25 protein-coding genes are annotated in these 18,773 nt (G+C 43.7%); 1 reads left to right on the top strand and 24 read right to left on the bottom strand.

Going from position 1 to position 18,773, the window contains the following annotated elements; genetic code table 11:
• Nucleotides 1–4 precede the first annotated feature (4 nt).
• From rpsH to tgt, 17 genes are all read right to left on the bottom strand, one after another.
• Nucleotides 5–403, bottom strand: a complete 399-nt coding sequence (gene rpsH / locus I2D56_RS07505; RefSeq protein ID WP_006595183.1) for a 30S ribosomal protein S8 — start codon at nt 401–403, stop codon at nt 5–7.
• Nucleotides 404–687: 284 nt separating this feature from the next.
• Complete coding sequence (locus I2D56_RS07500) at nt 688–873, bottom strand: type Z 30S ribosomal protein S14 (protein WP_001085699.1); 186 nt, start codon at nt 871–873, stop codon at nt 688–690.
• A gap of 17 nt (nt 874–890) precedes the next feature.
• Nucleotides 891–1,433, bottom strand: a complete 543-nt coding sequence (gene rplE, locus I2D56_RS07495) for a 50S ribosomal protein L5 (protein ID WP_006595184.1) — start codon at nt 1,431–1,433, stop codon at nt 891–893.
• A gap of 23 nt (nt 1,434–1,456) precedes the next feature.
• Nucleotides 1,457–1,762 (bottom strand): 50S ribosomal protein L24, encoded by a 306-nt coding sequence (gene rplX, locus I2D56_RS07490; protein ID WP_006595185.1) that lies wholly within the window; start codon nt 1,760–1,762, stop codon nt 1,457–1,459.
• 80 nt (nt 1,763–1,842) lie between these two features.
• On the bottom strand, nt 1,843–2,211 hold the full coding sequence (gene rplN, locus I2D56_RS07485; protein WP_195348278.1) for a 50S ribosomal protein L14: 369 nt from the start codon (nt 2,209–2,211) through the stop codon (nt 1,843–1,845).
• Nucleotides 2,212–2,236: 25 nt separating this feature from the next.
• Nucleotides 2,237–2,497: a 30S ribosomal protein S17 gene (gene rpsQ, locus I2D56_RS07480; protein ID WP_000440801.1), complete on the bottom strand. Its 261-nt coding sequence runs from the start codon at nt 2,495–2,497 to the stop codon at nt 2,237–2,239.
• A 23-nt stretch (nt 2,498–2,520) separates the two neighbouring features.
• Complete coding sequence (gene rpmC / locus I2D56_RS07475; RefSeq protein ID WP_003002350.1) at nt 2,521–2,727, bottom strand: 50S ribosomal protein L29; 207 nt, start codon at nt 2,725–2,727, stop codon at nt 2,521–2,523.
• Nucleotides 2,728–2,736: 9 nt separating this feature from the next.
• Entirely contained in the window at nt 2,737–3,150 is a 414-nt protein-coding gene (rplP, locus tag I2D56_RS07470) for a 50S ribosomal protein L16 (RefSeq protein WP_023024998.1), read from the bottom strand.
• A gap of 3 nt (nt 3,151–3,153) precedes the next feature.
• Complete coding sequence (gene rpsC / locus I2D56_RS07465; RefSeq protein ID WP_006595187.1) at nt 3,154–3,807, bottom strand: 30S ribosomal protein S3; 654 nt, start codon at nt 3,805–3,807, stop codon at nt 3,154–3,156.
• A gap of 12 nt (nt 3,808–3,819) precedes the next feature.
• Nucleotides 3,820–4,164 (bottom strand): 50S ribosomal protein L22, encoded by a 345-nt coding sequence (rplV, locus tag I2D56_RS07460; protein ID WP_006595188.1) that lies wholly within the window; start codon nt 4,162–4,164, stop codon nt 3,820–3,822.
• 11 nt (nt 4,165–4,175) lie between these two features.
• Nucleotides 4,176–4,457, bottom strand: coding sequence for a 30S ribosomal protein S19 (gene rpsS, locus I2D56_RS07455; RefSeq protein WP_000533766.1), 282 nt, complete (start codon nt 4,455–4,457; stop codon nt 4,176–4,178).
• A 102-nt stretch (nt 4,458–4,559) separates the two neighbouring features.
• Nucleotides 4,560–5,393 carry a 50S ribosomal protein L2 gene (gene rplB, locus I2D56_RS07450; RefSeq protein ID WP_048690562.1) on the bottom strand — a complete coding sequence of 278 codons (834 nt, stop codon included), beginning with the start codon at nt 5,391–5,393 and terminating at the stop codon, nt 4,560–4,562.
• Nucleotides 5,394–5,410: 17 nt separating this feature from the next.
• Nucleotides 5,411–5,707 carry a 50S ribosomal protein L23 gene (locus I2D56_RS07445; protein WP_006595190.1) on the bottom strand — a complete coding sequence of 99 codons (297 nt, stop codon included), beginning with the start codon at nt 5,705–5,707 and terminating at the stop codon, nt 5,411–5,413.
• On the bottom strand, nt 5,707–6,330 hold the full coding sequence (gene rplD, locus I2D56_RS07440) for a 50S ribosomal protein L4 (protein ID WP_003009591.1): 624 nt from the start codon (nt 6,328–6,330) through the stop codon (nt 5,707–5,709). The genes I2D56_RS07445 and rplD overlap by 1 nt, the downstream gene beginning before the upstream one ends.
• A 24-nt stretch (nt 6,331–6,354) precedes the next feature.
• Nucleotides 6,355–6,981 carry a 50S ribosomal protein L3 gene (gene rplC, locus I2D56_RS07435; protein WP_003010846.1) on the bottom strand — a complete coding sequence of 209 codons (627 nt, stop codon included), beginning with the start codon at nt 6,979–6,981 and terminating at the stop codon, nt 6,355–6,357.
• An 83-nt stretch (nt 6,982–7,064) separates the two neighbouring features.
• Nucleotides 7,065–7,373 (bottom strand): 30S ribosomal protein S10, encoded by a 309-nt coding sequence (gene rpsJ / locus I2D56_RS07430; protein ID WP_003009585.1) that lies wholly within the window; start codon nt 7,371–7,373, stop codon nt 7,065–7,067.
• Between the two features lie 433 nt (nt 7,374–7,806).
• Nucleotides 7,807–8,949 (bottom strand): tRNA guanosine(34) transglycosylase Tgt, encoded by a 1,143-nt coding sequence (gene tgt, locus I2D56_RS07425; RefSeq protein WP_023024993.1) that lies wholly within the window; start codon nt 8,947–8,949, stop codon nt 7,807–7,809.
• 151 nt (nt 8,950–9,100) lie between these two features.
• Here tgt and I2D56_RS07420 point away from each other — a divergent pair, with 151 nt between their 5' ends.
• Nucleotides 9,101–9,988: a DUF975 family protein gene (locus I2D56_RS07420; RefSeq protein ID WP_229046334.1), complete on the top strand. Its 888-nt coding sequence runs from the start codon at nt 9,101–9,103 to the stop codon at nt 9,986–9,988.
• 159 nt (nt 9,989–10,147) lie between these two features.
• Here I2D56_RS07420 and I2D56_RS07415 read toward each other — a convergent pair whose 3' ends face one another.
• The 7 genes from I2D56_RS07415 to I2D56_RS07385 form a co-directional block, all read right to left on the bottom strand.
• Nucleotides 10,148–10,588, bottom strand: a complete 441-nt coding sequence (locus I2D56_RS07415) for a CoA-binding protein (protein WP_129822754.1) — start codon at nt 10,586–10,588, stop codon at nt 10,148–10,150.
• Between the two features lie 134 nt (nt 10,589–10,722).
• Entirely contained in the window at nt 10,723–13,368 is a 2,646-nt protein-coding gene (polA, locus tag I2D56_RS07410; RefSeq protein WP_195324658.1) for a DNA polymerase I, read from the bottom strand.
• Nucleotides 13,369–13,943: 575 nt separating this feature from the next.
• On the bottom strand, nt 13,944–14,567 hold the full coding sequence (locus tag I2D56_RS07405) for an HAD-IA family hydrolase (protein WP_195324656.1): 624 nt from the start codon (nt 14,565–14,567) through the stop codon (nt 13,944–13,946).
• 5 nt (nt 14,568–14,572) lie between these two features.
• Nucleotides 14,573–15,856 carry an MATE family efflux transporter gene (locus tag I2D56_RS07400; protein ID WP_129822756.1) on the bottom strand — a complete coding sequence of 428 codons (1,284 nt, stop codon included), beginning with the start codon at nt 15,854–15,856 and terminating at the stop codon, nt 14,573–14,575.
• A 122-nt stretch (nt 15,857–15,978) separates the two neighbouring features.
• On the bottom strand, nt 15,979–17,463 hold the full coding sequence (thrC, locus tag I2D56_RS07395; RefSeq protein WP_195324654.1) for a threonine synthase: 1,485 nt from the start codon (nt 17,461–17,463) through the stop codon (nt 15,979–15,981).
• Nucleotides 17,464–17,658: 195 nt separating this feature from the next.
• A complete protein-coding gene (nrdG, locus tag I2D56_RS07390; protein WP_129822758.1) occupies nt 17,659–18,249 on the bottom strand; it encodes an anaerobic ribonucleoside-triphosphate reductase activating protein in 591 nt (196 codons plus the stop codon).
• A complete protein-coding gene (locus I2D56_RS07385) occupies nt 18,246–18,764 on the bottom strand; it encodes a GNAT family N-acetyltransferase (protein ID WP_129822759.1) in 519 nt (172 codons plus the stop codon). Before I2D56_RS07385 ends, nrdG begins: the two co-directional genes overlap by 4 nt.
• Nucleotides 18,765–18,773: the final 9 nt, after the last annotated feature.

Genomic DNA, 18,773 nt, shown 5'->3' with positions numbered 1-18,773 from the left:
TAAATTACCAAACGTAAGCGATAACTTCCCCACCAACGTTCTTTTGGCGTGCTTCTTTATCAGTAAGCAAACCTTCAGAAGTTGACAGGATAGCAATTCCAAGTCCGTTAAGAACTTTTGGAAGATCTTCACGTTTTTTGTAAACACGCAAACCTGGTTTAGAAACACGTTTCAAGTTTGTGATAACTTTTTCACCGTTTGCTCCGTATTTCAAGAACACGCGGATGATACCTTGTTTGTCATCTTCGATTACTTCAACGTTTTTTACAAAACCTTCGCGTTTAAGGATTTCAGCAATCCCTTTTTTGATGTTTGATGCAGGTACTTCAAGTACTTCGTGTTTTGCTTGGTTAGCGTTACGAATACGAGTTAGGAAGTCTGCGATTGGGTCAGTCATAACCATTTTATATTTCTCCTCTTACTAGTAGTTTGAATGTTTCACTTGCTAGTTAATACATGATACAAAGAGCGTAACAGCACGAGCAAAAATAGGCAATTTAGTGTAGGAGCTCTGCTCCGAAATAAATTGGTCTTTTTTGCCAAAGCTGTAGCTCGTGTTCAAATTGGCAAGCCCAACCGAACCCGGGCTAAACTCTGTGTGAAAAAGATAAACTTTCCTAGAAACTAGAGTTTCTCCGTCAAGTTTCCTATTTTCACTTGGAGTTTTAACGCCCTTGATATCTTAAATTACCAAGATGCTTTAGTGACACCAGGGATTTGTCCTTTGTATGCCAATTCACGGAAGCAAACACGGCAAAGTTTAAACTTGCGGTAAACTGAGTGTGGACGTCCACAACGTTCACAGCGAGTGTATGCTTGAGTAGAGAACTTCGCTGGGCGTTTGTTCTTAGCAATCATAGATTTTTTAGCCATTAGTTTTACCTCCTATATTATTTTGCAAACGGCATACCAAGGCCAGTAAGCAATGCACGTGATTCTTCGTCTGTGTTCGCAGTAGTTACGATTACGATATCCAAACCACGAGTTTTATCAACATCATCAAAGTTGATTTCTGGGAAGATCAATTGTTCTTTCACACCAAGTGTGTAGTTTCCGCGTCCGTCAAATGATTTTGTTGGAACACCATGGAAGTCACGAACACGTGGAAGTGAAACTGAAACCAATTTGTCCAAGAATTCGTACATACGTTCGCCACGAAGAGTTACTTTCGCACCGATCGCTACACCTTCACGAAGACGGAAGCCGGCGATTGATTTTTTAGCTTTTGTGATAAGTGGTTTTTGACCTGAGATCAATGCCAATTCTTCAGCAGCTTTCTCAAGGTTTTTAGCGTTAGAAACAGCATCTCCAACACCCATGTTCAAAACGATCTTATCAACTTTTGGCACTGCCATAACTGATGAGTAGTTAAATTGTTCAGTCAAAGCTGGAACTACTTCATTAAGGTATTTTTCTTTTAAACGATTAGCCATTATACTTCTCCTTTCCTTCGTGATTAGTCAAGCACTTCGCCTGATTTTTTGTTATAACGAACTTTTTTGCCGTCTACGAATTTGTAGCCAACACGTCCAGCAACACCGTTCTTGTCCAAGACTTGAACGTTTGATACGTGGATTGGAGCTTCTTTTTCGATGATAGCACCTTGAGGGTTTTCGTTATTTGGACGTTGGTGTTTTTTAACAAGGTTTACACCTTCAACAACAACTTTATTTACTTTTGGAAGAGCAGCAACGACTTTAGCTTCAACACCTTTGTCTTTACCAGCAATTACACGAACTTTGTCGCCAGTTTTTACAAACATTTTATTCTCCTTTTATTCTTACGCCCGATGGGCACCCTGGCCAATGAGCCAGGGGACTGTGTTTGTGATTTTTTTAAAAATTAAAGTACTTCTGGAGCAAGTGATACGATCTTCATGAAACCACCGTCACGCAATTCGCGAGCGACTGGGCCAAAGATACGAGTTCCGCGAGGAGTTTTGTCTTCACGGATGATCACTGCAGCATTTTCGTCGAATTTGATGTATGAACCATCTTTACGACGAGCACCTGATTTAGTACGAACGATAACAGCTTTTACAACGTCACCTTTTTTAACCGCACCACCAGGAGTAGCTTGTTTTACAGATGCCACAATAATATCACCGATGTTTGCAAATTTACGTCCTGAACCACCAAGAACTTTGATAGTCAAGATTTCGCGAGCACCGCTGTTGTCTGCGACTTTCAAACGAGTTTCTGTTTGAATCATTTCAGTTTTCTCCTTTCAGGTTTGATTAGATGATAACCGCTTCTTCAACAACTTCTACAAGACGGAAGCGTTTTGTAGCTGAAAGCGGACGAGTTTCCATGATACGAACGATATCGCCTTCTTTGGCAACGTTGTTTTCATCATGAGCTTTGTATTTTTTAGAATAGTTGATACGTTTACCATAGACTGGGTGGTTACGTTTAGTTTCAACTACAACTGTGATTGTTTTGTCCATTTTGTCAGACACAACGCGTCCAACAAGAACTTTACGATTATTGCGTTCCATTGAAATTCTCCTTCCCTAGTCTATTATTTAGCTTCTGATTGAACAGTTTTGATACGAGCGATTTGTTTTTTCACTTCTTTCAAACGTCCAGTTTGCTCCAATTGACCTGCAGCAGCTTGGAAACGAAGTTCAAACAATTCTTTTTTCAATTCATTTTCACGCTTCGCGAGTTCTTCTTGAGAAAGACCACGAAGTTCTTTAACAAATTCTTTTACTTCTGTAAGTTTCATGACCTCTCCTTATTTTGCTTCACGTTTTACGAATTTACATTTAACTGGCAATTTGTGGCTTGCAAGACGAAGCGCTTCGCGAGCGATCTCTTCAGATACACCAGCAACTTCAAACATTACTTTACCACGTTTAACTGGTGCTACCCAACCTTCAGGTGCCCCTTTACCAGATCCCATACGTACCCCGATAGCTTTAGCGGTGTATGATTTGTGTGGGAAGATTTTGATCCAAACCTTACCACCACGTTTCATGTAACGAGTCATGGCAATACGAGCAGCTTCGATTTGGCGGTTAGTGATCCAGTGGCTAGTTGTAGCCTGAAGACCGTATTCACCGAATGATACTTCTTTTCCACCTTTTGCTTCACCGCGCATTTTACCACGGAATTCGCGACGGTGTTTTACACGTTTAGGTACTAACATTGGTTATTTACCTCCTTTAGCGTCTTTACGAGCTGGAAGAACTTCACCACGGTAGATCCATACTTTAACACCAAGTTTACCGTAAGTTGTATCTGCTTCTTCCCAAGCGTAATCGATGTCTGCGCGAAGTGTGTGGAGTGGAACTGTACCTTCAGAGTATCCTTCAGCACGGGCAATATCTGCACCGTTCAAACGACCTGATACTTGGGTTTTGATTCCTTTAGCTCCTGCGCGCATAGTACGTTGGATCGCTTGTTTTTGAGCACGACGGAAAGCCACACGTTGCTCCAATTGACGAGCAATTCCTTCACCAACAAGGTGAGCATCCAAGTCAGGACGTTTGATCTCGATGATGTTGATGTGAACTTGTTTACCTGTCAATTTATTAAGAGCTGCACGAAGTGCATCGACGTTTGCTCCACCTTTACCGATAACCATACCTGGTTTAGCAGTGTGAAGTGAAACGTTAACTTTGTTTACTGCGCGTTCGATTTCGATAGTAGAAACCGCTGCGTCAGCTAATTCTTTTTGAATAAATTTGCGGATTGCAAGATCTTCATGAAGGTAATCCGCGTATTCTTTTTCAGCATACCATTTGGCATCCCAATCACGGATGATGCCGACACGCATTCCAATTGGATGTACTTTTTGACCCACGATGTTACCTCCTTATTTTTCTGTCACAACCACTGTGATGTGGCTTGTGCGTTTGTTGATTGGTGAAGCTGAACCTTTCGCACGTGGACGGAAACGTTTCATCGTTGGTCCTTCGTTTGCGAATGCTTCAGATACTACCAAGTTTGCTTTTTCCAAACCAAAGTTGTTTTCAGCGTTTGCTACTGCTGAGTTCAACACTTTCAAGATGATTTCAGCTGCTTTGTTTGGAGTGAATTTCAAGATTGCTACTGCATCGGCTACGCTTTTACCACGGATGTTGTCAAGAACAAGACGTGATTTACGAGGTGAAACACGCACTGTACGAGCCATTGCTTTAGCTGAAGTAATTTCTGCCATTTATGTTCTCCTTATTTTCTACGTGTCTTCTTGTCATCTGCAGCGTGACCTTTGTAAGTACGAGTTGGTGCAAATTCACCAAGCTTGTGACCTACCATGTCTTCTTGGATGTAAACAGGTACGTGTTTACGTCCATCATAAACTGCGATAGTGTAACCAATGAAACTTGGGAAGATCGTTGAACGACGTGACCAAGTTTTGATAACTTTTTTCTTTTCGTCGTTAGCTTGAGCTTCAACTTTTTTCATCAAATGCTCATCGACGAAAGGTCCTTTTTTAAGACTGCGTCCCATTTTATTATTTTCTCCTTTAAATATAGTACCACAGCGGCTTGCGCTCACAAGGAGCGCTACCGAGCTGGCGGATCATCTAGCGCTTAAGCGACTAGTTCTAAATTATTTCTCGTTGCGACGACGAACGATAAGTTTGTCTGATTTCGCTTTCTTGTTACGAGTTTTAAGACCAAGAGCAGGTTTGCCCCATGGAGTAGATGGCGCTTTACGACCAACTGGTGCTTTACCTTCACCACCACCGTGTGGGTGATCATTCGGGTTCATTACAGAACCACGAACTGTTGGACGGATACCTTTCCAACGGCTACGACCAGCTTTACCAAGGTTTACAAGCCCATGTTGTTCGTTTCCGACAACACCAACTGTAGCACGACAAGTACCAAGGATCATACGAACTTCGCCTGATTGAAGACGAACAAGAACATATTTACCTTCAGCACCCAATACTTGAGCAGAAGCTCCAGCAGCACGTACCAATTCTCCACCACGACCTGGTTTCAACTCGATGTTGTGGATCAAAGTACCAACTGGAATGTTAGCAAGTGGAAGAGCGTTTCCGACTTTGATATCTGCTTCTGGACCTGAAACGATGCGTTGACCAACTTCAAGACCTTTTGGAGCGATGATGTAAGCTTTCACACCATCAGTGTAGTGTACCAAAGCGATGTTTGCAGAACGGTTTGGATCGTACTCAATTGTTTTTACAACGGCTTCAACGTTATCTTTGTTACGTTTGAAGTCAATCAAACGGTAATGACGTTTGTGTCCACCACCTTGGTGACGAACTGTGATACGTCCGTTGTTGTTACGACCTGCTTTGCTCTTCAATGAAACGAGCAAAGATTTCTCTGGTGTGCTTGTTGTGATTTCAGCGAAATCCAAAGAAGTCATATTACGGCGACCGTTTGTTGTTGGTTTATAAACACGAATTCCCACGATATTTCCTCCTTAGATTATTCAGCTTCAGTAGCGAACAACTCGATTGCTTTTGAATCAGCTGTAAGCGTGATGATAGCTTTTTTAGTTTTTGAAGTAAAACCAGTGTAACGTCCAACACGTTTAGCTTTTGGTTTTACGTTTACAGTGTTCACATTCGCAACTTTTACACCTTCAAAGGCAGCTTCAACAGCTTGTTTGATCAAAAGTTTGTGAGCGCGAGTGTCAACTTCGAATACATATTTGCCTGCTTCAAGTTGAGCCATTGACTTTTCAGTGATAACAGGTTTTTTGATAACATCATACAAATTCATTATGCAAGAACCTCCTCGATTTTAGAGATAGCTGCTTGAGTAACAAGAAGTTTGTCACTATTTGCGATGTCAAGAACACTTGCAGTTGTAGCAGTCGCAACTTTCACGTTTGGAAGGTTACGAGCTGAAAGAGCTGCGAATTCGTTTCCTTCTTCAAGAATAACAAGGACTTTAGAATCGATGCTCAAAGCTGCAAGAACTTTTGCAAATTCAGCAGTTTTTGGAGCTGTAAATTCAAGAGAATCAACGGCTACAAATTTGTTTTCAGCAACTTTTTCTGAGTAAACAGATTTAAGTGCAAGGCGACGAACTTTTTGAGGAAGTTTGTACGCATAGCTACGTGGAGTTGGTCCGAAGACGATTCCACCACCACGCCATTGTGGAGAGCGGATAGAACCTTGACGAGCACGTCCAGTTCCTTTTTGACGCCATGGTTTGCGTCCGCCACCTGAAACAGCTGAGCGGTTTTTAACTGCGTGAGTTCCTTGACGAAGGCTAGCACGTTGGCTGATGATCACATCAAATACAACTGCTTGGTTTGGTTCGATACCAAAGATCGCATCGTTAAGAACAACTTCGCCCGCTTGTTTACCAGTTTGGTCGAATAATGTTACATTTGCCATTTTGACTGTATTCCCCTTTCCTTATTATTTACCAGCTTTAACTGCTGACTTGATAGTGATAAGAGATTTCTTAGCACCTGGTACGTTACCTTTGATAAGGATAACGTTCTTTTCTGGAACAACTTGTACAACTTCAAGGTTTTGAATAGTTACACGATCGCCACCCATGCGTCCTGCAAGGTTTTTACCTTTGAATACGCGGTTAGGTGCAACAGGTCCCATAGAACCTGGACGACGGTGGTAACGAGAACCGTGAGCCATAGGTCCACGTGATTGTCCGTGGCGTTTGATAACACCTTGGAAACCTTTACCTTTAGAAGTACCAGTTACATCAACAATGTCTCCAGCTTCGAAAGTATCAACTGTGATTTCAGCACCAACTTCCAAGCCTTCAACGTTTTTGAATTCACGAATGAAGCGCTTAGGAGCCGTGTTAGCTTTTGCTACATGTCCTTTAGCAGGTTTGTTGCTCAATACTTCGCGTTTGTCATCGAAACCAACTTGGATAGCGTTGTAACCATCTGTTTCAACAGTTTTCACTTGAAGAACAACGTTTGGAGTTGCTTCGATAACTGTTACAGGGATCAATTCGCCAGCTTCAGTGAAGATTTGAGTCATTCCCACTTTTTTCCCTAAGATTCCTTTTGTCATGAGAAAATAGTTCCTTTTCTATAGTTTTTTATTCAAAAAGTTTTTAACGAGCGTTTTTTATGCTCAAGGTATCAAGCTTTAGATTAAAGTTTGATTTCTACGTTTACACCACTTGGAAGATCCAATTTCATCAAAGCGTCAACTGTTTTTTGAGTTGGGTTGATGATATCGATCAAACGTTTGTGTGTACGCATTTCGAATTGTTCGCGAGAATCTTTATATTTGTGAGTCGCACGAATGATTGTGTAGAGGCTACGCTCAGTTGGAAGTGGGATTGGACCCGCAACTTGTGCACCTGTACGAGTAGCTGATTCTACGATTTTTGCAGCCGCTGTGTCAAGTGTACGGTGTTCGTACGCTTTCAAACGGATGCGGATTTTTTTGTTTGCCATCTTTTTCTCCTTTTCGTCTATTTAAGATAATAGGCTAGCTCCACAAGAAAACCGACGCGCGTTGCGTGGCAATGCAACCGAGCGTGTCGCAACCTCTTGCATCAAAGCTAATAGCTGTTTTTCACAGCACCATAGTAGTTTAACACAATGAAAGCCCCAATGCAAGGAATTTGAGCAGATTTTTTTCGTTTTTTTGATGAAAGTGTTTTCGAAAGAAAAAGCGTGCTAAAAAAGTTGCTAATATATAGAAAAAAGGGAGCGAGACAGAACAAATTTATTTCCAAATTTGTTCATCGTCTCGCCCCCGCACAGTTGATTAGGTTATCTTTGGAGCTTAACAAGCGAACAAAGATACCAATCAACCACTGCGTCTATCAGTTATTCCTATTATTCTCAGATGGCTGTAGTCTTTTTTCTTTCTATTTAGCTTTTCCTAGAAATTCCGCCCTGATTTGTTATAGCCATATTTTTCGACGAAATGCTCACGGAATTCTAAAAGATTGTCATCCATGATGGCTTGACGGACCTGCTTCATGAGGTTGATCAAGAAGTAGAGGTTGTGGTAGCTGGTCAAGCGAATGCCGAAGGTCTCATCTGCCTTGAGGAGGTGGCGAAGATAAGCACGGGTGTAATTCTTACAAGTGTAGCAATCACACTCGTGGTCTAGCGGTGTAAAGTCTTCTGCAAATTGCGCATTTTTCACCACCAGACGTCCTTGACTAGTCATACAGGTGCCATTTCGCGCAATCCGCGTCGGTAAGACACAGTCAAACATGTCCACTCCACGAATAACGCCATCGATCAGACTGTCTGGTGCTCCTACTCCCATGAGATAGCGAGGCTTGTTCTCTGGTAAGAGCGGAGTTGTGAAATCCAGCACGGCATTCATCTCTTCATGGCTTTCTCCAACAGCTAACCCACCTATAGAATAGCCTGGGAAGTCCATGCTAACAAGATCACGCGCAGACTGACGGCGCAAGTCTTCAAATCCAGCCCCTTGAACAATCCCGAAAAGACCTTGATCATGAGGGCGACGATGAGCCTTAAGGCCACGTTCTGCCCAACGACTGGTCCGTTCGATTGATTTCTTCACATAATCATAGGGTTGATAGAACTGAGGACATTCGTCAAAGGACATCATGATGTCGCTCCCTAGATTATTTTGGATCGAGATGGCCTTTTCTGGGGAGAGGAACATCTTCGAACCATTGAGGTGGTTTTTAAAGGTTACCCCTTCTTCGGTGATATTTCGGGTATCCGCTAGTGAATAGACCTGGAAGCCTCCACTATCTGTCAAAATGGGCTGGTCCCAGTTCATGAACTGGTGCAGTCCTCCTGCTTTTGCGACTAGATCATCCCCCGGACGAAGCCAGAGATGGTAGGTGTTGGCCAAAATAATTCCGGACCCCATTTCCTTGAGTTCTTCTGGTGATTGGGTCTTAACGGTTGCCTGAGTCCCTACAGGCATAAACATTGGAGTTGGGAAAGTCCCGTGGGGGGTGATAATTTCTCCCAGACGAGCTCCTGTATGCTTTTCTTTTTTGATTAATCGATATTGAATCGGTGAATCTGTCATGGTTACCTCCGTACTGGGAAAAACAGTCCCAGCCTTCTTATTCCTGTCACAGGATCTCCTGTGAGCACCTGTACGATTGTACCAAATTTTACCAGCTCTGTCACGGACTTGTGTTATAATAAAGGGTACTACTACCATGAAAGAGGACATTATGAATATAAAATTGGTTCGTGCTCAAGCTCGTCAGCTGCAATTGCAACATCCCAAAGTCTTCTCCTACTTTGCCTTACCAACTTTCCTGACAATCCTTGCAAGTTACATGCTGACAGGGACAGACATCACTGAAACACTTGCTCACATGGAACTTAGAGAAGGGATACTCTTTCTTCTAAGTCGGCAGATTTTTCCTGCGATTGTTGGTTTTATCCTGTCTTTTCTCTATTTAGGGGCAACTTTTCGCTTTTTGATTTCTGCCTCTAGCAAGGGAGAAAAGAACTTTGGTATCTTCACCATCTTTCAGAGCCAGTATTTTACACCTGCGTTTTTGACGCTATTCATTAAGCAAGTGATCCTGTCTTTGTGGGGGAGTCTCCTCTATGTGAGTCAACTCCTCTTAACGGTGGTCAGCTATCACGTTCTCGCTATCAATGAATCCTCCTCCACTACGTCTACCCTTAGAGCGGATACTCCAGAAGTTCAAGCAATTCTAAAGTTAGCTCCAACGATGACGACCGGCCTCTTAATGGCTCTGGTTGGGCTCCTGCTCTTCCTCCCTTTTTATTACCAGTATAGTTTGGTCGAGTTGATCCTATATAGTCGACTGATGACAGGAACCTATGATGGGCCTATGTCTATCCTCCGCCAAAGTAAGGAAGAGATGAAAGGCTTTAAGAGCCACCGCCTTGTTCTTGATTTGAGCCTGCTTGGTTGGCAAATTCTATCTTTTTTCACTTTAGGAATGGCGAATTTTTATGTCAAACCTTATGCAACCAGTTGCCAAATCATCTTCTACCATACCCTCCTTCAAAAACGGATGCAGGCGGACAGTCGCTTCCAGCAAAAGGCGCCGGATCTACCAAAGTCTAATCCACTTGATTAACAAAGAAAACAAGAAAACCCACCTTCGATTGGAGCCATTCTCCAAAGCACTAGGTGGGTTCTTTTATCTCTGTTAGGGAAATCCGTCTGTATTTATTTCATCTCCCGTATCAGTTTAATCACCGGATGAAAGACGCGAGGTTCTGGGATAAATCAAAGGCTATCCTTCTCCTAAGACCAAACGAGTGTGCTCGCGTTTGATACAGCGGTTCATGACGATATCTTCTCGTCCAGCTCCACGAAGGATTTCTTCTGCTTCTTGATTTTCCAGCTCCAATTGTGCCCAGAAAATCTTCGCATCCGACTCGATAAAGTCACGCGCTACATCTGGCAAAAACTCACTGCGACGGTAAACATCGACGATATCTACTGGGAAAGGAATTTCCTGCAGGCTAGCGTACACCCTTTCTCCAAGGATTTGGCCACCGGCTGCACGAGGGTTGACAGGAATAATCCGATAGCCCCGCTCTTGCATCTCCTTGCTAACACGATGACTGGTCGTATCTTCACGGTCAGATAATCCAACCACAGCGATGATCTTGCTGGTTTCTAGGTAATGTTTGATAATGCCATCACTAGGATTGCGAAATGAATAAGCCATAAGAATCTCCTTTTGTATGCGTTTCCTTTATTTAAATAGTATAACAATACGGAAGGCATTGCAAGTGTTTGTCGTTAAAAGCGGTAGGAAACTGAAAAGTTTCCTACCGCTTTCTGTTTTGAACAAACTTAATCTTATTTGGCTTCATACCATGTTTTGCCTTCATTCTCATCGGCTTCCAGTGGTACCGCAAGTTCGATAGCGGATTCCATGGTCTCTTTGACGAGCTCTTTGATCGCTGCCAGTTCATCACTTGGTACTTGCAGAACGATTTCATCGTGCACCTGAAGGAGCATCTTGGTCTTGTATGCTCCTGCTTCTAGCGCTTGGTCCAAGTGGATCATAGCAATTTTCAAGATATCGGCTGCCGATCCTTGGATTGGTGAGTTGATAGCTGTTCGCTCCGCAAAGCCTCGAACATTGAAGTTGCGAGAATTGATATCTGGAATCTCCCGACGACGCTTGAAGAGAGTCTCCACATAGCCTTTATCACGCGCTTCCCGCACCACTCTCTCCATATAGTCCTTGATGCCAGGGTAGCGTTCGAAGTAAGTCTCAATGTAGGCCTTGGCTTCTTTTCGACTGATCCCTAGGTTGTTAGACAGTCCAAAGTCGGAAATTCCATAAACCACACCGAAGTTTACCGCTTTTGCATTCCGCCGGTCATTCGGCGTTACATATTCTGGTTTTTCAATGTTGAAGACGCGCATAGCAGTCGATGTATGGATATCTGCCCCATGCTGAAAGGCATCAATCAAATGCTCATCTCCCGAAATATGGGCCAAGACGCGCAATTCAATCTGTGAATAGTCCGAACTGAGCAAGACACTATTTTCCTCTTCTGGGACAAAGGCCTTACGAATGAGACGGCCTTGTTCCAAACGGACAGGAATGTTTTGCAAGTTGGGATCCACGCTGGACAAACGGCCTGTCTGCGTCAAATCCTGCACATAGCGGGTATGGATTTTTCCATCCTCTAGGATAGCCTCTTGCAAGCCCACCACATAGGTAGACTGGATTTTTGCGATTTGGCGGTATTCAAGAATCTTAGATACAATCGGTGCAATTGGAGCTAGGCGTTCCAAGACATCGACGGCTGTTGAATAGCCGGTTTTGGTCTTCTTCGTATATTCAAGAGGGAGTTCCAATTTTTCAAAGAGAATGACCCCCAATTGTTTTGGAGAATTGATGTTAAACTCTTCTCCTGCAAGCTCATAGATTTCTTGAGTTAAGCGTTCCAAGACCACCTCGTTTTCCACCTGCATATCTTCTAGGGTCTGGCGCTCTACCTTAATCCCCGCGATTTCCATCTTGGCCAAAACAGCTGCTAGTGGTTGCTCCATATCATAGAGCAAATCCAATTGGTCATGGGCTTGCAACTGCTCCACCATGGGCCCTTCGGTATCCAGTAGAACAGCGACTTTTCGTGCCAAATGCTCTAATAGGACCGCCTTTTCTGGGATAGCTTTTTTGGCTCCCTTGCCATAAACGACTTCGTCCAACGGTAGCGCAATCTGACTATAGAGACTCGCAATGGTTGAAATTTCATTGTCCTCTACGGTCGACAAGAGATACTTAGCCAATCGACTATCAAAAGCCGGCTTTTGCAAGGTAATGCCCAAGTGGCTGAGCAAGACCTTGGCCCGCTTAAAGTCATAGACCTTGAGGGGCGTTTTTTCGAGAAATTCTTTGAAAATCGGTGTTTGTAAAAGACCAGTATCTGTACTCGCGTAGAGCTGACCTTTGGTCCCCCATGCAAAGCCGATGATGGGTTCCGTATGGTAGTTGTCCCCAAAAATCTCGAAATGGAAGAAACTATCTTCCGCAAGCATATCTGAAGTGACTTGCTCGACTTCTGTATAGTCAATGGCTACAGGAGCTACTTCTTCTCCACTGAGATCCAAGGCTTGGCGAAGTTGCTTAAAGCCCATCTCCTCATAAAACTTGGCGAGATTTTCTAGATGAGGGCCCGTATAGATGATATCATCCAGGCCAAGCTCAATGGGCGCATTGGTATCAATGGTCGCGAGAGTCTTGGATAGGTAGGCCTGCTCCTTGTCGTTGATGAGGTTTTCCTTCATCTTAGAGGCCTTCATCTCATCGATATGCTCGTAAATGCCATCGAGAGAGCCATACTCTAGGAGTAGTTTGATCCCTGTCTTTTCTCCGATTTTGGTGACACCCGGGATATTATCCGACTTATCTCCCATCAAGGCCTTGAGGTCAATAAACTGCTCTGGTGTCAGTCCCATCTTTTCTTTCAGATAGGCTGGAGTGAATTCTTCAAACTCTGCCACCCCTTTTTTGGAGATTTCAACCACCGTATTATCATCTGTCAGCTGGATCAAATCCTTATCCCCAGAGACAATGGTGACATCAAAGGGCACCGAGCTAGCTTCGGCCATCTTATCTATCGTTCCAATGATGTCATCTGCCTCATACTGGGCTAGCTCATAATAGCGGATCCCCAAATGATCCAGTTGTTCACGAATGAAAGGAAACTGCTCACGGAACTCATCTGGAGTTTTTGCCCGGCCTCCTTTGTAGTCGGCATACATCTCCGTCCGAAAAGTCGTCTTGCCTGCATCGAAAGCAACGAGGACATGGGTTGGTTGGATGCGCTCCAAGAGATGGCTCAACATGAGGTTAAAACCATAGACCGCATTGGTATGCAACCCATTGGCATTTTTGAAGCGATCGATTTGATTATAAAGTGCAAAAAAGGCACGAAAAGCGACGGAAGACCCGTCGATGAGTAGTAATTTGTTCTTTTTTTCCATAGGCTTATTATACCACGAATCACAAGGTCTCTGGTACATAAAAACTCTACCCTTTCGGGTAGAGCCTTCTTTAGGAATTTCTTATGAAAAATGAAGAGAAGTGTTTATTCGCCGTAACAAGAACCTTGTTGTGGCAATTTCTTAAAGCGTTTTGGATAATTAACTGAGATTTTCATTTTCTGTACCTCATTTCTTATTGGATGAGTTTAGTATACAGCTCAAACCTAAACCATTCCTTATAGAAAGCTTTAAGAAAACTAAAAGCTGAGGCGCAAAGCATGCAGTTGTTTTTTGCTGCAGACCGGTAACTGAAGATGGAGCCCTTGCCATCGTAGCCCTAAGAAAAGCAAAGTAAAAGACCACCGGATTTGGTGGCCTTTTAGGGAGATTATTATGAAAAAGAAAAGTTTTAGGATTTCATAAACAAAGTTAGGAGGTCTTTGTTTATGGTTTTATTATATCGGATTTATCTTAAAGATTTCTTAAGGAATTATTTCATTTCCAAAACAAATTGTTTACGGATTCTTTTCATAGCGCCATTCCAGCAACAAAGAAGCCTAGCTTTGTTAAATAAGTTAACTTTTTTCTTCTTCAAAATAGAGGCGAATGTCATCCAAATGACGAATCGCATGATTGACATCCGGCTTGTAATCCAAAAAATTAATACTCCCGATTCTTGCATTGTCTGCCAGATCAACATCCAAGGTTCGATCTCCAATATAATAGGTCTCACTCCGATCCAGTTGATACTTATCCACTAGATAATCGACTCCTTCTGGATCTGGTTTTCTTCGAAAGCCATTGTCCGTTGTGACAACCTCTTGGAAATAGGATAAGATCCCTAGATCTTCCAGAATTGGATAAGCATTTTTCCCCTTGTGGGTATAGACGAATTGGACAATCCCTTCCTCTTTGGCCCAAGCTAGAATGTCTCTAGCTCCTGACATCAGATGCACTTGGGCATTTTTCTCACGCAGGCTAGACGCGCGATAACGATTCATTTCTTCCGCATCCAAACCATGTTCTCTAGCCACTTCTTCAAGAAGTGCCTGGACGGATTGTTGAAGGATAAAGGCATGGACCGCTTCTCGATCAAAGTCCAAAGAGTAATGCGCATAAGTCTCAGCAATCCCATCTAAAATAGCTTCATAAGAATCCAAAAGAGTTCCATCCAAATCCCAAATAAAAGCTCGTGTCATACATTTTATTCCTTCCATGTCCGATGATAGAGTGTTTTTAAGAAAATCCAGCGAAATCCATTGTCCAAAAGGGTACCAGCCCAAATCCCTGGCAAGCCCCAACCGAGGCTAACCCCCATCAGATAACCTGAGCCAATCCGAATCACCCACATGCCGATAGTGGTCGCATAGAAGGGAAGACGCGCGTTGCCTAACCCTTGCCAGACCGCGGTATAGATGACGGTCCCAGCTGTCAGAGGCGTTCCAAGTAAAGAGAACAAAATGACGGATAAGGAGGCAGCAAGGGCTCCTGGATCCTTAGTGTAAAGGGCTGTCAAAGGACTTCCAAACAAGAAGATGGTAAGGGCGAGGGGAAGCATGGTGAGAAAGGAAATCCAAAAACTCCTACTGATGATTTGCTTGATCCCTTGTAAATCATTCTGTCCCAAACTTTTGGCGACCAACATGACTGTCGCTGTCGCAATCCCAAAGACCGGCATATAGTTGAACTGGGTCAAGACTTCCCCAATAGCATTCCCAGCTACCGCTCTAGTACCAAAAACGGCCACCATAGCAATGATGACAATATCCCCTGCTCGCATCATGAGGCGCTCACCAGCAGCAGGCAAAGCAAGGGAGAGCAAGTCTCGATCCAAGCCCCAACGAAAAGGAGCAAAGGGAAGTTGAACCTGACGCCAGAGCAAGAAAGCCCCTAATAAGCGAGAGAGAACCGTTCCTAAGGCAGCCCCGGCGATGCCCAGCCCAAAAACAAAGATCAAGATGCTCGATAATAGAGCATTCAAAACATTGGTCAACAAACTGACATACATGGGTAGTCGCGGGTTATGGGCCACACGGACTAGGGCTCCCAAGGTCGTCATCAGACCTAAAAGCAAAATACTTCCTCCGACAAGGGATAAATAAATTCCTCCGGCTTCTGCAACCGCTGCTTCAACCCCCAAGAGGGCAATCAATTCCTTGCCAAAGCAGAGGGATAAGACCCCCAAGATACAACTTAATAAAACCGTGACTTTAATAGATTCAGTCGCCTGACGAGCTATGGCTTTCTGATCTTTTTGTCCCATACTTTTAGATAAGAGACTCACGACCGCTGCTCCAAGAGCGATAAAAATAGCTTGGTAAATCGTAATGATATTGCCTGCAACGGATACACCCGATACAGCTACTAAACCCAACTGAGCAACCAAGTAGCTATCTACCATCCCCATGAGCATTTGGAGAAAGTTTTCTCCGATGGCTGGAAGGGCAATTCTTAAAATTTGTCGATCTACTTGTTGTTGACGTGACACACTTTCCTCCTGATGAAAAGAAACTCAGCTAGTTGCCTAACTGAGTTCTGCTTGTAGAACTATTGTGAGATTTATTCAGTCAAGTCCTAGAGACTTCTGCTTTCTAATTTTGGGACTCCCACTTACAATCCCAAATAGGCTTCAACTGCAGCCTGCATATCTGTTGCTGCAACAGTTGTCTTGTGACGAACTGGAGCAGTTTCGAGACCATCCACTGCTGGTGGCAAGGCTACACCTGAGATTTCATGTAATTGAGCCAAGGCTTCAAAGTCGCTCAAACCTGATTTCCCTGTTACAGCTTCCACCGCAACCACTGGGAATTTGTAAGGACTAGCTGTTGATGCAATTACGGTCTTGGCCGCATCGCCTGTCGCTGCTTGGTATTTTTTATAAACTGCTGAAGCAACCGCTGTATGAGGGTCCTCAATATAAGAATCTGACTCATAAACACGCTTAATTTCTGCTGCTGTTTCCGCTTCCGTCGCATACTCAGCTGCAAAGAGGTCAAGGATTTCTTCATCAAAATCTGTCAATTCATACTGACCTTGCGTATTCAAGGCAGTCATGAGTTCAGCCGTCTTAACCGCATCATTTCCCAAAAGATGGAAAATCAAACGCTCCAAGTTTGAAGATACTAAGATATCCATAGATGGACTAGTGGTTACCTTGAATTCACGCTTCTTGTCATAGACACGAGTTTTAAAGAAGTCTGTCAAGACATTGTTGTCATTTGAAGCACAGATCAACTTGCCGACTGGTAGGCCGATTTGTTTTGCGTAAAAGGCAGCTAAGATATTTCCAAAGTTTCCTGTTGGAACAGTAAAGTTAACCTTGTCACCAGCATTAATTTCGCCAGTTTTAACAAGCTGAGCGTAGGCATAAACATAATAGACAATCTGTGGGACCAAACGACCGATATTCATAGAGTTAGCTGATGAGAACTGAAGCTTGTTGGCTGCCAATTTCTCACGAAGAGCCACATCATTGAACATATGTTTCACATTGGTTTGGGCATCGTCAAAGTTTCCATCAATGGCGATGACATGGGTATTTTCACCCGTTTGAGTGGTCATTTGCAACTCTTGGACCTTGCTGACACCATCTTTTGGATAAAAGACGATAATTTCCGTACCTGGAACATCCGCAAAACCTGCCATAGCAGCTTTCCCAGTATCTCCAGACGTCGCTGTCAAGATGACAATCTTGTTTTCCAAGCCGTGTTTCTTAGCTGCCGTTGTCATAAAGTAAGGCAAGATAGACAAGGCCATATCCTTGAAGGCAATGGTTGAACCGTGGAACAATTCCAAGTTGTATTGGCCATCTAGTTTCACAAGAGGAGCAATGGCTGGCGTATCAAACTTGCTGTCATAGGCGTTGGTGATACAGTAGTCCAACTCTTCTGCTGTAAAGTCATCCAAGAAAGCTGACAAGACAAGCTTAGCTACTTCTTGGTAAGAAGCGTCTTTCAATGTGTCAAAATCCAAATCTACCTTTGGATAGCTAACTGGAGTAAATAAGCCTCCATCTGTTGCCAAACCTTGCAAAATCGCTTGGCTGGCTGTTACGGTATTTTTCGCATCACGCGTTGATTGATAAACTAATGTCATGTCAATTTCCTCATTCTGTTCCTTAAATGTACGAGTTGGATCACTCTAACTTTCGTACAATCCATTCCATTATACCATGAATCCTTCTGAATTTTATCAGTGAGAATGAAATTGTCTGAAAAAAGAGCCCCCTTCTTGCAAACTGAAAAACCACGAAAACCTCTCTTCATCAATTTATTTGCCCTCCGACTCTTGCTACTCTCTTTTCACTTGTTCATAGGATTCCTTGCCATCATTGAGCTTGTCCCAGATGACGACTTTTCCTTCTTTGAGGGACTGTTGGACATCGATGATCCGCTGGTTGGAAGAGCCACGAAACTGCAACATGAGGTTGCGTTTGCTCTTATCATAGCGACCATCCACCAGAATATCAATCAGCGAAAGCAGCTCCAGTTTGTCCGGTGTTTCCAGCATCATTTCTTCCCAGGTGTAGCCGGTCCAAGACCAGATATCTTTGTCAGGCAACTCTCTTTTCACCCGCTTGACCAAGGGCAGCAGGATGCCAGTGTTGAGAAAAGGTTCACCCCCAAGCAGGGTCAAGCCCTGAACATAGGGTTGGGCCAGATCAGCCATGATCTGTTCTTCTAACTCTTTGGTATAGGGAATGCCAGCGTTGAAAGACCAAGTTGCTTCATTATAGCAGCCTTCACAGTGAAACATACAGCCACTGACATAGAGGGAGTTGCGGACGCCTTCGCCATCCACAAAGTTAAAGGCCTTATAGTCAATGATTCGCCCCTTACTCAGCTCCTCACTTTTCCATTCTTGAGGTTTGGGATTGTTCATGACACCTCCCCATCTAACTCTATCCAGTAGCGCTGACTTCTGTCGATTGTATTTTCGTAAACACCGCCAGCAGATAGAATCGTGCGACGGCTAGCTTCGTTGTCTTCATCACAGGTAATCAGCACTCGTTCTAGTCCTTGTTTTCGAGCCTCTGCTAGTCCTAGCTCTAGCTGCAACTTAGCCAAGCCCTTTCTGCGTTGACTGGGCCGGATGGAATAGCCAATGTGACCACCCTCTACAAATAATTTGTCATTCAAGGACAAGCGCAGGGCTAAAAAGCCCAGAGGGTAGCCAGTCTCATCAAAGGATAAAAATTGAATGGTAGGAACCCAGCCTTCTGGCAGATTCTCAGTATCCTCCTGCTGCTCTACGATTCGCAACCAATCCGCAAAATCCTTTGCTCGCTTCCAAGTGGAGCCCATGCCACCGTGCATATAGGATTTTGCAGCATCGAACTCAGCAATCATCTCTAAAATCGCGTCTTTATCTTCTAAAGTTGGTCGTTGTAACTTCATAAACTTTCC

It is taken from the genome of Streptococcus australis (assembly GCF_015553625.1).
Taxonomy (GTDB): domain Bacteria; phylum Bacillota; class Bacilli; order Lactobacillales; family Streptococcaceae; genus Streptococcus; species Streptococcus australis_B.
Note: the sequence above shows the minus strand (reverse complement) of the source record. Positions and strands in the feature narration are given on the sequence as shown.

Excerpts from the sequence above, each read along its gene's own strand:
- rplV (WP_006595188.1), bottom strand. The coding sequence starts at position 4,164 with ATGGCAGAAATTACTTCAGCTAAAGCAATGGCTCGTACAGTGCGTGTT.
- I2D56_RS07420 (WP_229046334.1), top strand. The coding sequence starts at position 9,101 with ATGAATATAAAATTGGTTCGTGCTCAAGCTCGTCAGCTGCAATTGCAA.
- I2D56_RS07415 (WP_129822754.1), bottom strand. The coding sequence starts at position 10,588 with ATGGCTTATTCATTTCGCAATCCTAGTGATGGCATTATCAAACATTAC.
- rpmC (WP_003002350.1), bottom strand. The coding sequence starts at position 2,727 with ATGAAACTTACAGAAGTAAAAGAATTTGTTAAAGAACTTCGTGGTCTT.
- thrC (WP_195324654.1), bottom strand. The coding sequence starts at position 17,463 with ATGACATTAGTTTATCAATCAACGCGTGATGCGAAAAATACCGTAACA.
- nrdG (WP_129822758.1), bottom strand. The coding sequence starts at position 18,249 with ATGAACAATCCCAAACCTCAAGAATGGAAAAGTGAGGAGCTGAGTAAG.
- polA (WP_195324658.1), bottom strand. The coding sequence starts at position 13,368 with ATGGAAAAAAAGAACAAATTACTACTCATCGACGGGTCTTCCGTCGCT.
- I2D56_RS07405 (WP_195324656.1), bottom strand. The coding sequence starts at position 14,567 with ATGACACGAGCTTTTATTTGGGATTTGGATGGAACTCTTTTGGATTCT.
- rplC (WP_003010846.1), bottom strand. The coding sequence starts at position 6,981 with ATGACAAAAGGAATCTTAGGGAAAAAAGTGGGAATGACTCAAATCTTC.
- I2D56_RS07445 (WP_006595190.1), bottom strand. The coding sequence starts at position 5,707 with ATGAATTTGTATGATGTTATCAAAAAACCTGTTATCACTGAAAAGTCA.
- rplP (WP_023024998.1), bottom strand. The coding sequence starts at position 3,150 with ATGTTAGTACCTAAACGTGTAAAACACCGTCGCGAATTCCGTGGTAAA.
- rplD (WP_003009591.1), bottom strand. The coding sequence starts at position 6,330 with ATGGCAAATGTAACATTATTCGACCAAACTGGTAAACAAGCGGGCGAA.
- I2D56_RS07385 (WP_129822759.1), bottom strand. The coding sequence starts at position 18,764 with ATGAAGTTACAACGACCAACTTTAGAAGATAAAGACGCGATTTTAGAG.
- rplE (WP_006595184.1), bottom strand. The coding sequence starts at position 1,433 with ATGGCTAATCGTTTAAAAGAAAAATACCTTAATGAAGTAGTTCCAGCT.
- rplN (WP_195348278.1), bottom strand. The coding sequence starts at position 2,211 with ATGATTCAAACAGAAACTCGTTTGAAAGTCGCAGACAACAGCGGTGCT.
- I2D56_RS07500 (WP_001085699.1), bottom strand. The coding sequence starts at position 873 with ATGGCTAAAAAATCTATGATTGCTAAGAACAAACGCCCAGCGAAGTTC.
- rpsS (WP_000533766.1), bottom strand. The coding sequence starts at position 4,457 with ATGGGACGCAGTCTTAAAAAAGGACCTTTCGTCGATGAGCATTTGATG.
- rpsH (WP_006595183.1), bottom strand. The coding sequence starts at position 403 with ATGGTTATGACTGACCCAATCGCAGACTTCCTAACTCGTATTCGTAAC.
- rpsJ (WP_003009585.1), bottom strand. The coding sequence starts at position 7,373 with ATGGCAAACAAAAAAATCCGCATCCGTTTGAAAGCGTACGAACACCGT.
- rpsQ (WP_000440801.1), bottom strand. The coding sequence starts at position 2,497 with ATGGAACGCAATAATCGTAAAGTTCTTGTTGGACGCGTTGTGTCTGAC.
- rplX (WP_006595185.1), bottom strand. The coding sequence starts at position 1,762 with ATGTTTGTAAAAACTGGCGACAAAGTTCGTGTAATTGCTGGTAAAGAC.
- tgt (WP_023024993.1), bottom strand. The coding sequence starts at position 8,949 with ATGACAGATTCACCGATTCAATATCGATTAATCAAAAAAGAAAAGCAT.